This is a genomic window from Caldimonas sp. (genome assembly GCF_046289365.1).
Classification (GTDB): domain Bacteria; phylum Pseudomonadota; class Gammaproteobacteria; order Burkholderiales; family Burkholderiaceae_C; genus Caldimonas.
The window spans coordinates 17,596-27,904 of sequence record NZ_JBKBVU010000024.1 but is presented as its reverse complement, the minus strand read 5'-3'; the positions used below and the strand labels follow the sequence as shown (position 1 = coordinate 27,904).

Annotated in this window: 11 protein-coding genes; 3 read left to right on the top strand and 8 right to left on the bottom strand. The window is 65.8% G+C overall.

The genetic code is table 11. From position 1 onward, the window contains the following. Both ACK42S_RS04495 and ACK42S_RS04490 read right to left on the bottom strand, forming a co-directional pair. Positions 1 to 973: ATP-dependent metallopeptidase FtsH/Yme1/Tma family protein (locus tag ACK42S_RS04495; protein ID WP_409703911.1), on the bottom strand; the 973-nt coding region annotated here is incomplete at its 3' end. A 173-nt stretch (positions 974 to 1,146) separates the two neighbouring features. After that, entirely contained in the window at positions 1,147 to 1,833 is a 687-nt protein-coding gene (locus tag ACK42S_RS04490) for an RlmE family RNA methyltransferase (protein ID WP_409703909.1), read from the bottom strand. A 20-nt stretch (positions 1,834 to 1,853) separates the two neighbouring features. Between ACK42S_RS04490 and ACK42S_RS04485 the strand changes: the two genes are divergently transcribed. Continuing rightward, positions 1,854 to 2,330, top strand: coding sequence for a YhbY family RNA-binding protein (locus ACK42S_RS04485; RefSeq protein WP_409703907.1), 477 nt, complete (start codon positions 1,854 to 1,856; stop codon positions 2,328 to 2,330). A gap of 24 nt (positions 2,331 to 2,354) precedes the next feature. Here ACK42S_RS04485 and ACK42S_RS04480 read toward each other — a convergent pair whose 3' ends face one another. The 5 genes from ACK42S_RS04480 to ACK42S_RS04460 all read right to left on the bottom strand — a co-directional run bounded on the left by ACK42S_RS04480 (position 2,355) and on the right by ACK42S_RS04460 (position 8,332). Then, complete coding sequence (locus tag ACK42S_RS04480; RefSeq protein ID WP_409703905.1) at positions 2,355 to 2,789, bottom strand: DUF4149 domain-containing protein; 435 nt, start codon at positions 2,787 to 2,789, stop codon at positions 2,355 to 2,357. 14 nt (positions 2,790 to 2,803) lie between these two features. After that, on the bottom strand, positions 2,804 to 3,280 hold the full coding sequence (greA, locus tag ACK42S_RS04475) for a transcription elongation factor GreA (RefSeq protein WP_409703903.1): 477 nt from the start codon (positions 3,278 to 3,280) through the stop codon (positions 2,804 to 2,806). A 141-nt stretch (positions 3,281 to 3,421) separates the two neighbouring features. Next, complete coding sequence (gene carB / locus ACK42S_RS04470) at positions 3,422 to 6,676, bottom strand: carbamoyl-phosphate synthase large subunit (RefSeq protein WP_409703901.1); 3,255 nt, start codon at positions 6,674 to 6,676, stop codon at positions 3,422 to 3,424. Next, on the bottom strand, positions 6,669 to 7,826 hold the full coding sequence (gene carA, locus ACK42S_RS04465; protein ID WP_409703899.1) for a glutamine-hydrolyzing carbamoyl-phosphate synthase small subunit: 1,158 nt from the start codon (positions 7,824 to 7,826) through the stop codon (positions 6,669 to 6,671). Before carA ends, carB begins: the two co-directional genes overlap by 8 nt. A 161-nt stretch (positions 7,827 to 7,987) precedes the next feature. Next, on the bottom strand, positions 7,988 to 8,332 hold the full coding sequence (locus tag ACK42S_RS04460; RefSeq protein ID WP_409703897.1) for a hypothetical protein: 345 nt from the start codon (positions 8,330 to 8,332) through the stop codon (positions 7,988 to 7,990). 222 nt (positions 8,333 to 8,554) lie between these two features. Here ACK42S_RS04460 and bfr point away from each other — a divergent pair, with 222 nt between their 5' ends. After that, the gene (bfr, locus tag ACK42S_RS04455) at positions 8,555 to 9,031 is read left to right on the top strand and encodes a bacterioferritin (RefSeq protein ID WP_409703895.1); all 477 of its coding nucleotides are present in this window, start codon (positions 8,555 to 8,557) and stop codon (positions 9,029 to 9,031) included. A gap of 1 nt (position 9,032) precedes the next feature. On the opposite strand, the gene ACK42S_RS04450 is transcribed toward bfr, so the two are convergent. Beyond that, positions 9,033 to 9,761 carry a protein-S-isoprenylcysteine O-methyltransferase gene (locus tag ACK42S_RS04450; RefSeq protein ID WP_409703893.1) on the bottom strand — a complete coding sequence of 243 codons (729 nt, stop codon included), beginning with the start codon at positions 9,759 to 9,761 and terminating at the stop codon, positions 9,033 to 9,035. Positions 9,762 to 10,067: 306 nt separating this feature from the next. Here ACK42S_RS04450 and ACK42S_RS04445 point away from each other — a divergent pair, with 306 nt between their 5' ends. Beyond that, positions 10,068 to 10,286, top strand: coding sequence for a bacterioferritin-associated ferredoxin (locus ACK42S_RS04445; RefSeq protein ID WP_409703891.1), 219 nt, complete (start codon positions 10,068 to 10,070; stop codon positions 10,284 to 10,286). Positions 10,287 to 10,309: the final 23 nt, after the last annotated feature.

The following is a 10,309-nucleotide window of genomic DNA, read 5'->3' as shown; positions in this document are numbered from 1 at the left end:
GGCGGTCGAAACGGCCCGGGCGCAGCAGGGCCGGGTCGAGCACATCGGGCCGGTTCGTCGCGGCGATCACGATCACGCCCAGATTGGTCTCGAAGCCGTCCATCTCGACGAGCATCTGATTGAGCGTCTGCTCGCGCTCGTCGTTGCCGCCACCCAGACCCGCGCCGCGATGACGGCCCACGGCGTCGATCTCGTCGATGAAGATGATGCAAGGTGCGTTCTTCTTCGCCTGCTCGAACATGTCGCGCACGCGGGCCGCGCCCACGCCAACGAACATCTCAACGAAGTCCGAGCCGGAGATCGAGAAGAAGGGCACCTTGGCCTCGCCGGCGATGGACTTGGCCAGCAGCGTCTTGCCGGTGCCCGGAGGCCCGACCATCAGCACGCCACGCGGAATGCGGCCGCCGAGCTTCTGGAACTTCTGCGGGTCTTTCAGGAAGTCGACCAGCTCCTTGACCTCTTCCTTGGCCTCGTCACAGCCGGCCACATCGGCAAAGGTGACCGAGTTATTCGACTCGTCGAGCATGCGCGCGCGCGACTTGCCGAAGCTGAACGCCCCGCCCTTGCCACCCCCTTGCATCTGACGCATGAAGTAGATCCACACGCCGATCAGCAGCAACATCGGCCCCCAGGAGATGAGGATGCTCATCAGCAGCGAGGGTTCCTCGCGCGGCTTCACGTCGAAGCGGACGTTGTTGTTGATGAGATCGCCCACCAGGCCACGGTCGAGGTAGGTGGCCGTCGTGCGGATGCGCCGATCATCATTCGTGATGGCGATGATCTCGGTGCCTCCACCCGAACCTTCCTGCAAGGTGACGCTCTTGATGCGCTTGTTGCGCACCTCCTCCAGAAAGTCGGAGTAAGCGATCTGCCCGGTGGTGACCGCGGTGCGATCAAACTGCTTGAAGACGGTGAACAGCACGAGTGCGATCACCAGCCATACAGCCACCTTCGAGAACCATTGATTGTTCACCGCGGCTCCTTCTCCGACACAAACTACAAGAACTGCCTGTTGACAAGCAAGATGAGGGTCATTCTATTCGACTCAAGCAAGACGCCCTGGCACAGGTGACCCCGTTTCCGACCCAAGTTTGACGTATGGCGTGCTTCGGTGCGAGACCTTTCACACTATCGCGGAAATAGCGTTCAGCAGGCCGCCGTCTTGGCCTTGAGACCCAGCCCCACCAGGAAGGTTTCCGCCGACTTGTCGCGTGAGGCCTTGGGCTTGATCGGCTTGACCACACGGAAGCGATGCTTGAAGAGCTCGACGAGCTGGCTGTATCCGCTGCCGTGGAAGACTTTGCAGACGAGCGCACCATTCTGGTGCAAGTGCGCACAGGCGAACTCCACCGCCAGTTCGACCAGGTGAGCGATGCGGGCAGCATCCGACGCCGCGATGCCCGACAGATTGGGCGCCATGTCGGAGATCACGACGTCCACCGGCCGGCCGGCCACCGCCGCTTCGAGTTCGGCCAGGACGGCTTCCTCGCGGAAGTCGCCGCGGATGAAGCGCACCCCTTCGATGGGCTCCATTTCGAGGAGATCCAGTGCGATGAGCTGCCCGTTCAGCGCACCGGCCTTAGCCCCCCCACCGACGGCATCGCGGGGGGCGAACCGCCGGCGCACGTACTGGCTCCAGGCTCCCGGTGCCGCTCCCAGGTCGACCACGAGTTGGCCCGGCCGGATCAGGCCCAGGGTCTCGTCGATCTCCTTGAGCTTGTAGGCGGCGCGCGAGCGATAGCCCTCCTTCTGGGCCAGCTTCACATAGGGATCGGTCAGGTGGTCGTGCAGCCACGCCCGGTTGACCTTCTTGCTCTTGGTCTTGATGTTCATGACCCGACGATAATAGGCGGATGTCCGCGATCACACTCACTGCAGCCCAGCGCAAGGAAAAGCGCTCCGAGGCCCATCATCTCGACCCCGTCGTCCTGATCGGCGCCGAGGGTCTCACCGAGGCCGTCCTGAAGGAAGCCGACGCCGCCCTCAAGGCCCATGGCCTGATCAAGGTGCGCGTCTTCTCCGATGACCGCCAAGCCCGCGAGGACATGCTCGCCCAGCTCAGTGACCGGCTGGGGGCCGCGCCCGTCCAGCACATCGGCAAGCTGCTGGTGCTGTGGCGCCCGATCCCGCCCAAGGCCAAACCGGTAGATGAAGATCGCAAGCCCGGCCCCAAAGTGGTCAAGGTGATCAAGTACTCCAAGCGGGGGGGCCAGCGGCCCGAGGTGAAGAAGCTCACGGTGCTGGGCAACCAGCGCCTGACGAAAGGCGGTACGGTCAAGCGCGCCAAGGAGCGCACCGTGAGCCGCAAGAAACGCGCCCTCGAGTCCTGAGCAACCGCTTCTGCAGCAGCCCCGTCAATGGCGCGCCGCCGATGCGGTGGCACGCCACGCCAGGGCCAGCAGCACGATCCCCTTGAGGGCGAAGAAGGCCAAGGACACCCCGTGCAGGGCCGCAAACGACCACGCGCCCTGCCCCAAGCGCGCCGCTGCCATCATCGGCTGCACCGCAAAGTAGCCCGCCACCGTGCAGAACAGGGCCCCCAGCGCCAGCCCCAGCTCCAGGCTGAAACGCGAACCGTCCTGCTGCACGGCCTGGCGGCGCGCCAGCAGGATCAGCAGCACCGCCAACGCCAGGCCGGCGTGGGCCTCGATCGCGAACACCCGGGCCACGAAGCGCCCCGCCTGGGCGCGCTCGAGCACGGCAAACGCCGAGGGTGCGGCCACGGCACCGAGGGTCAGCACCCCCCCAGCCCACAGGCCAGCGACCCAGGCCATCCAGCGTCGCAGCATGGCCCGTCCCCGGTTCAGATGTAGCGGACCTCGACGATCTCGTAGCGCTTGATGCCGCCGGGGGCCTGCACCTCGGCCACGTCGCCGGCCTCTTTACCAATCAGTGCGCGCGCGATGGGCGAGCTGATCGAAATCAGGCCCTGTTTGAGATCGGCCTCGTCATCACCAACGATCTGGTAGGTCACGGCATCGCCGGATTCCTCTTCCTCCAGGTCGACCGTCGAGCCGAAAACCACCCGCCCGCCGGCATCGAGCGCCGCCGGATCGATGATCTGGGCCACGGCCAACTTGCCTTCGATCTCCTGAATGCGGCCTTCGATGAAGCCCTGCTTGTCCTTGGCCGCGTCATACTCGGCGTTCTCGGACAGGTCGCCTTGCGCGCGGGCCTCCGCGATCGCATGGATCACGGCCGGGCGCTCCACGGATTTCAGGCGCGCGAGTTCGGCCTTGAGCTTCTCGGCGCCACGCTTGGTCAGCGGAATGGTGGCCATACGGTCTTCTCTCTCACATCGTCATGGCGTCCTGCCCCGCCGGTGACCGTCCGGGGACAGGGCGCAGGTCAGCAAAAAATCAGCCGCCGCCGGGTCCTGCACGGGACGGTCGGCGGCGGCCTGGGGTTCGGAAATGGAAGCTCAGTGTAGCGTCTTGTGCAATTCTTGCACGGAATAGACGACCAGATCCGCCTGGTGCTTCATGGCCTCCACGGCCGCCTCGCAACCGGCCATGGTCGTGTAGTAGGTCACACGGTTGGCCAGGGCCGCGGTGCGGATGTAGCGCGAATCCGCGATCGCCGTGCGGGTTTCGTCCACGGTGGTGAACACGAGCTGGATCTCGCCAGCCTTGATCATGTCGGCGATGTGAGGCCGGCCGTCCTTGACCTTGTTGACCACCCGCACCGGGATGCCGGCGGCGGCGATCGCCGCGCCCGTCCCCCTCGTGGCCACGAGCTGGAAGCCCAGAGCATGCAACTGGCGCGCCACCTCCACCGCCCGCGCCTTGTCGGCGTCCTTCACCGTCAGGCACACGGTGCCTGAAGCGGGCAGGCGCGAGCCGGCCGCGAGCTGGCTCTTGAGCATGGCTTCGCCGAAGGTCTTGCCCACGCCCATCACCTCGCCGGTGGAGCGCATCTCGGGGCCCAGCACCGGGTCGACACCGGGGAACTTGTTGAAGGGGAAGACCGCTTCTTTCACCGAGTAGTAGGGCGGAATCACCTCATGGGGCGCACGCCCGCCCAGGCCCTGCTGGTCCTTGAGCTTGCGCCCGGCCATGCAGCGCGCGGCGATCTTGGCCAGCGGCTGGCCGGTGGCCTTGGACACGTAGGGCACAGTGCGCGAGGCGCGCGGGTTGACCTCCAGCACGTAGACGGTGGCGGCGTCGCCCTCGCCCTGGATGGCGAACTGCACGTTCATCAACCCAACCACCTTGAGAGCCTGGGCCATCAGGGTGGTCTGCCGGCGCAACTCGTCCTGCAGGCTGGCCGGCAGCGTGTAAGGCGGCAGCGAGCAGGCCGAGTCGCCCGAGTGCACGCCCGCCTGCTCGATGTGCTCCATGATGCCGCCGATCATCACCGACTCGCCGTCGGCGACGCAGTCCACATCGACCTCGATGGCGTCGTCGAGGAAGCGGTCGAGCAGCACGGGCGACTTCTCGCTCACGCGCACCGCCTCGCGCATGTAGCGCTCCAGGTCCTTGTCGCCGTGCACGATCTCCATCGCGCGGCCGCCCAGCACGTAGCTCGGGCGCACCACCAGCGGATAGCCGATCTCCCGGGCCATCTGCAGGGCCTGCTCCTCGGTGCGGGCCGTGCGGTTGGGTGGCTGTTTGAGCCCCAGGGTGTGCAGCAGTTGCTGGAAGCGCTCGCGGTCTTCGGCGATGTCGATGCTGTCGGGGCTGGTGCCGATGATAGGCACACCATTGGCTTCGAGGTCGAGCGCGAGCTTCAGCGGGGTCTGGCCGCCGTACTGCACGATCACGCCGACGGGCTGTTCCTTCTCGACGATCTCCAGCACGTCCTCCAGCGTCACCGGCTCGAAGTAGAGGCGGTCGGAGGTGTCGTAGTCGGTCGAGACGGTCTCGGGATTGCAGTTGACCATGATGGTCTCGTAGCCATCCTCGCGCATCGCCAGCGCCGCATGGACGCAGCAGTAGTCAAACTCGATGCCCTGGCCGATCCGGTTGGGCCCGCCGCCCAGCACCATGATCTTTTTCTTGTTCGTGGGCTCGGCCTCGCACTCCTCGTCGTAGGTGGAGTACATGTAAGCCGTCTGGGTGGCAAACTCCGCCGCGCAGGTGTCCACGCGCTTGTAAACCGGGCGGATGCCCAGGGCATGCCGGGCCTGGCGTACCGCATGCTGATCGGTACCGAGCAACTTGGCCAATCGCTTGTCCGAAAAGCCCTTGCGCTTGAGAAAGCGCAGCTCCTCGGCCGACAGGCTGGGCAAGGTGCGGCCGGCCAATCGGGCCTCGATGCGGACGAGCTCCTCGATCTGCGCAAGAAACCATGGGTCGATGGCCGTCTCCTCATGCACCTCGGCCAGACTCATGCCGATGCGGAAGGCGTCGGCAACATAAAGGATGCGCTCGGGGCCGGGCTCGCCGATCTCCTGCACGATCTCCTCGCGGTCGGTGCTGCGTTCGGTGAGGCCGTCGATGCCAGTCTCCAGGCCGCGCAGCGCCTTCTGGAAGCTTTCCTGGAAGGTGCGGCCCATGGCCATGACCTCGCCCACCGACTTCATCTGGGTGGTCAGATGGGCATCGGCCTCGCGGAACTTCTCGAAGGCAAAGCGCGGGATCTTGGTGACCACGTAGTCGATGCTGGGCTCGAAGCTCGCAGGCGTGGCCCCTCCGGTGATCTCGTTGCGCAGTTCGTCCAGCGTGTAGCCCACCGCCAGCTTGGCCGCCACCTTGGCAATCGGGAAGCCCGTGGCCTTGGACGCCAGAGCCGATGAGCGCGACACGCGCGGGTTCATCTCGATCACGATCATGCGGCCGCTGTCGGGATGGATGGCGAACTGCACGTTCGAGCCGCCCGTGTCCACGCCGATTTCGCGCAGGATGGCGATCGACGCGTTGCGCATCAGCTGGTATTCCTTGTCGGTGAGCGTCTGCGCCGGCGCCACGGTGATGGAATCGCCAGTGTGGATGCCCATCGGGTCGAGGTTCTCGATCGAGCACACGATGATGCAGTTGTCGGCGCGGTCGCGCACGACTTCCATCTCGTATTCCTTCCAGCCGATCAGCGACTCCTCGATGAGCAGCTCGTTGGTGGGCGACAGGTCCAGACCGCGTTTGCAGATCTCCTCGAATTCTTCAGGGTTGTAGGCGATGCCGCCACCCGTGCCCCCCAGCGTGAAGCTCGGGCGGATCACCATCGGGAAACCCGAGCCCCCGATCTCGGCCTGGATGCGCTTTTGCACCGCCCAGGCCTCTTCCATCGAATGGGCGATGCCCGACTTGGCGGAGTCCAGGCCGATCTTGGTCATCGCGTCCTTGAACTTCAGCCGGTCCTCGGCCTTCTCGATCGCGTGCTCGTTGGCGCCGATCATCTCCACGCCGTACTTGGCCAGCACGCCATGGCGGTGCAGGTCGAGCGCGCAGTTCAGCGCGGTCTGCCCCCCCATGGTGGGCAAGATGGCATCCGGACGCTCCTTGGCAATGATGCGCTCGACCACCTGCCAGGTGATGGGCTCGATGTAGGTCACATCGGCCATGTCCGGGTCGGTCATGATGGTCGCCGGGTTGCTGTTGACCAGGATGACCTTGTAGCCCTCCTGCCGCAGCGCCTTGCAGGCCTGGGCGCCGGAGTAGTCGAACTCGCAGGCCTGGCCGATGATGATCGGGCCGGCGCCGATGATGAGGATGCTCTGGATGTCTGTGCGCTTAGGCATTCTTGTTCTCCATCAGCGACACAAACCGGTCGAAGAGATAGCCGATGTCATGGGGTCCGGGAGAGGCTTCCGGGTGGCCCTGGAAGCAGAAAGCGGGTCTGTCGGTGCGGGCCAGGCCCTGCAGCGTGCCGTCGAACAGACTCACGTGGGTGGGGCGCAGGTTGGCCGGCAAGGTCTTTTCGTCCACGGCAAAGCCGTGGTTCTGGCTGGTGATGCTCACGCGCCCGCTGTCGAGGTCCTTCACGGGGTGGTTGGCCCCGTGGTGGCCGAACTTCATCTTGAAGGTGCGCGCCCCCGAGGCCAGGGCCATGATCTGGTGCCCCAGGCAGATGCCGAAGGTGGGGAGGCCGGTGTCGATCAGTTCACGCGCGGCTGCGATCGCGTAGTCGCAGGGCTGCGGGTCGCCGGGGCCGTTGGACAGGAAGATGCCGTCCGGGTTCAGGGCCAGCACCTCACCGGCCGGCGTCTGTGCAGGCACGACCGTGACCCTGCAGCCGCGCTCGGCCAGCATGCGCAGGATGTTGTACTTCACGCCAAAGTCGTAGGCCACCACGTGCCAGCGCGGCGCGGCCTGCGTGCCGTAGCCGCGGCCCAGACGCCATGCCGTCTGGGTCCATTCGTAGCGCTGAGTGGCACTCACGACCTTGGCAAGGTCGAGGCCCGCCATGCTGGGCGCCGCCTTGGCCTTGGCGATGGCCTCCTCGACGTGAGCCTGTGTGAGTGCCTGCCCGGCCGGCAGCGCCAGGATGCAGCCGTTCTGGGCGCCCGAGGTACGCAGGATGCGGGTGAGACGGCGCGTGTCGATGTCGGCGATGGCCACCGTGCCTTCGTCGGCCAGGTACTGCGACAGCGTGCGGGTCTTGCGGAAGTTGGACTCCAGGACCGGCAGGTCCTTGATGATGAGGCCGGCGGCATGGACTTTCGACGCCTCGACATCCTCGTCGTTGACCCCGACATTGCCGATGTGCGGATACGTCAGCGTGACGATCTGCCGGCAGTAGCTGGGGTCGGTGAGGATTTCCTGGTAGCCGGTGAGGGCGGTGTTGAACACCACTTCACCGACCGTGAGACCGGCGCAGCCGATCGAGGTGCCACGAAAGACCGTGCCGTCTGCGAGTGCTAAAAGAGCTTGGGGCAGTTGCGGCAGCACGGGGGTTCTCCGGTGTTGTGCGCGCCCAGCGCTGCCCGTCCAGCAGGCGTCCGGTGAGGAAACGGCAGGAGGTTTCGCGAGGGCGGGGGGTGGTTGCAGGTAAACCTGTCAATTATAGCCTGCCCGCCCTCTTGCCCCGCACCGCCCTGGGTGGAGCGTCGCTATTGCAAGGTGGCCGGCGCCTTCATCCAGGGCAGCCGTCCCTCGCCAGCAACCTGGGTCACCGGCCCTGCCCCCTGCCGCGCATCGGCCTCGCAGCGCTCCTGCCAGCGCTGGCACAAGCCCCACAGCACCGTCCTGAAGTTCGGGTTGAGCAAGGGGTGCTCGCAAAGCGCCGCCAGGTTGTCGCTGATCTTGCGTGCCAGCAGCGGCCGGTGGCCGGGGCAGGCCGCCGGATCGGCGTAGCCGATCATCAGGGCCAGGCTGGCGGCCAGCAGCCCCTCGGCGCACGGCAACTCGTGCTCCTCGTCCTGTGCGGGGGGATGGGTCGGGGCATTGGGCTTCATGCGCTCTCCGGTCAATCGATGCGAGCATCTTAATGCGAACGATTCTCGTTTGCAAACTCACCCGATCGACGCGGATGAGAATGCGAACGCTAGTCGCACGCACAAGCAGCCCGGATGCGCAACGAGGGGCATCGTGCGGAACTTGGGGGCAGACCTGCGATGGCTTCACAATGGAAGCCCGGGCGCACGTCCGGCCCACGATCAATAACAAAAGGAGTGCCCATGAAAGGCGATGCCAAGGTCATCGAGTTCCTCAATGCACAGCTCAAGAATGAGCTGACGGCCATCAACCAGTACTTCCTGCACTACCGGGTGCTCAAGCACTGGGGCCTGAACCGGCTGGCGAAGAAGGAATACGAGGAGTCGATCGGCGAGATGAAGCACGCCGACCGCCTGATGGACCGCATCCTCACGCTCGACGGCCTGCCCAATCTGCAAGATCTGGGCAAACTGCTCGTGGGGGAGAATGTCGTGGAGATCCTTCACTGCGACTTGAAGCTCGAGCAGGCCGCGCAAGGCACGATCAAGGACGCCATCGCTCACTGCGAAACCGTGCGCGACTACGTCTCACGCGATCTGCTGCAGGACATCCTGGATGACACCGAGGAGCACATCGACTTCCTCGAAACCCAGATCGAGCTGGTCGACAAAGTGGGGTTGCAGAACTACCTGCAGTCCCAGATGGGTGAGACCTCCTGACTCACGGGCGCCTGCGCCGCGCCGGCCACAGCCGGCCGGTGCGTGACATGTAGGCCTGGTAGTCGTCGCCGAAGGCCTCGAGCATCAGCGCCTCCTCCCGGCCGACACGCAGCACATACAGCGCAGCGAAGGCCACCACACCGAAGACCCCGGCCAACCAGTTGTGCACCAACAGGGGCTGCGCCAGGGCAAACAGCCAGATCAATGCGTACATCGGGTGACGCACCCTGGCGTACACCCCTTGCGTGACCAGCCGGTGCTCCTCGTGCACCTCCAGCGAGGGCGACCAGTGCCGGCCCAGGTCGACGTGCGCCCGATGGAAATAGAGCAGCGAGATCCCCATCATCACGGCGCCGACCCAGGGCACCCAGGGGGGCAGCCCATAGCTCAGCGCATCGAACCACGGCGTGGCCAGCGCCAGCATGGGCAGGCACAGCAGCCCGAGGAACACGAGGAACATCAGCCACTGCTCGCGCCGGTCCACCCAATGCATCCTCACCCGGTTGGCCCGATTGGCCTGCACGTGCGGCCAGCGGATGGCCGCCTGGGCCAAGGCGGCCACGGCCCAGGCCAGCTCATGCCAGCGCCAGGCCTCGCCCCGTCGCCAGAAATAGGCCACCAGCACCAGCACGAACAGGATCACCGGAAACCAAAAGCGCAGGCGGGCTCCGTAGACCCCGGCGGTCGCATTCGCCCGCTGCCGCGCCGCGGCCGCCTCGACGGGCTTCATGAACAGAACTCCAGGACCGCCCGGTCGCGGGGGCATGAACGGATGAACGACACGACGGCGAGCAAGTGGAACGAGGGCATGGCACCAGGTGGCAGGTCAGGATGCAGCACCGCCCGGCGCGCATCGACCCGCGCAGTATCGCGGCAGCGCCCCGCCCGCCGCCTCCCCCAGAGGGGGGGCCGGCAAGCCGGATTCGCAACCAAATGAAAGCCGGCGGGGCCTGAAGTCCCCGGCGTCAGTGCTGTCTTGTAGTGCGAATCATTCTTATTTATACTGAGTTCCATTCCAACCAAGCCGAGGGCTCCGATGATCGTCTGTGTGTGCCGACGGGTTTCCGACCGCGACATCCAGCATGCTGTGCATCGAGGCTGCGGGTCCTTCGAAGACCTGCAGATGGAACTCGGCGTGGCCACCTGCTGTGGCCGCTGCGCCGACTGCGCCCAGTCGGTGCTGCACACCGTGCAGTCCCGCCCCGCCCACGGCGCAGGCGCTGCGGTGATGGCGCCCGCCTTGGCCCTGGCGTGAGCGCTCTGCCCCCATGGACTGGT

Bases quoted from the DNA above. Each gene is read 5' to 3' on its own strand.
- ACK42S_RS04445 (WP_409703891.1), top strand. From the start codon at position 10,068: ATGATCGTCTGTGTGTGCCGACGGGTTTCCGACCGCGACATCCAGCAT.
- ACK42S_RS04450 (WP_409703893.1), bottom strand. From the start codon at position 9,761: ATGAAGCCCGTCGAGGCGGCCGCGGCGCGGCAGCGGGCGAATGCGACC.
- bfr (WP_409703895.1), top strand. From the start codon at position 8,555: ATGAAAGGCGATGCCAAGGTCATCGAGTTCCTCAATGCACAGCTCAAG.
- ACK42S_RS04490 (WP_409703909.1), bottom strand. From the start codon at position 1,833: ATGAACATCAAGACCAAGAGCAAGAAGGTCAACCGGGCGTGGCTGCAC.
- ACK42S_RS04485 (WP_409703907.1), top strand. From the start codon at position 1,854: ATGTCCGCGATCACACTCACTGCAGCCCAGCGCAAGGAAAAGCGCTCC.
- carB (WP_409703901.1), bottom strand. From the start codon at position 6,676: ATGCCTAAGCGCACAGACATCCAGAGCATCCTCATCATCGGCGCCGGC.
- greA (WP_409703903.1), bottom strand. From the start codon at position 3,280: ATGGCCACCATTCCGCTGACCAAGCGTGGCGCCGAGAAGCTCAAGGCC.
- ACK42S_RS04480 (WP_409703905.1), bottom strand. From the start codon at position 2,789: ATGCTGCGACGCTGGATGGCCTGGGTCGCTGGCCTGTGGGCTGGGGGG.
- ACK42S_RS04460 (WP_409703897.1), bottom strand. From the start codon at position 8,332: ATGAAGCCCAATGCCCCGACCCATCCCCCCGCACAGGACGAGGAGCAC.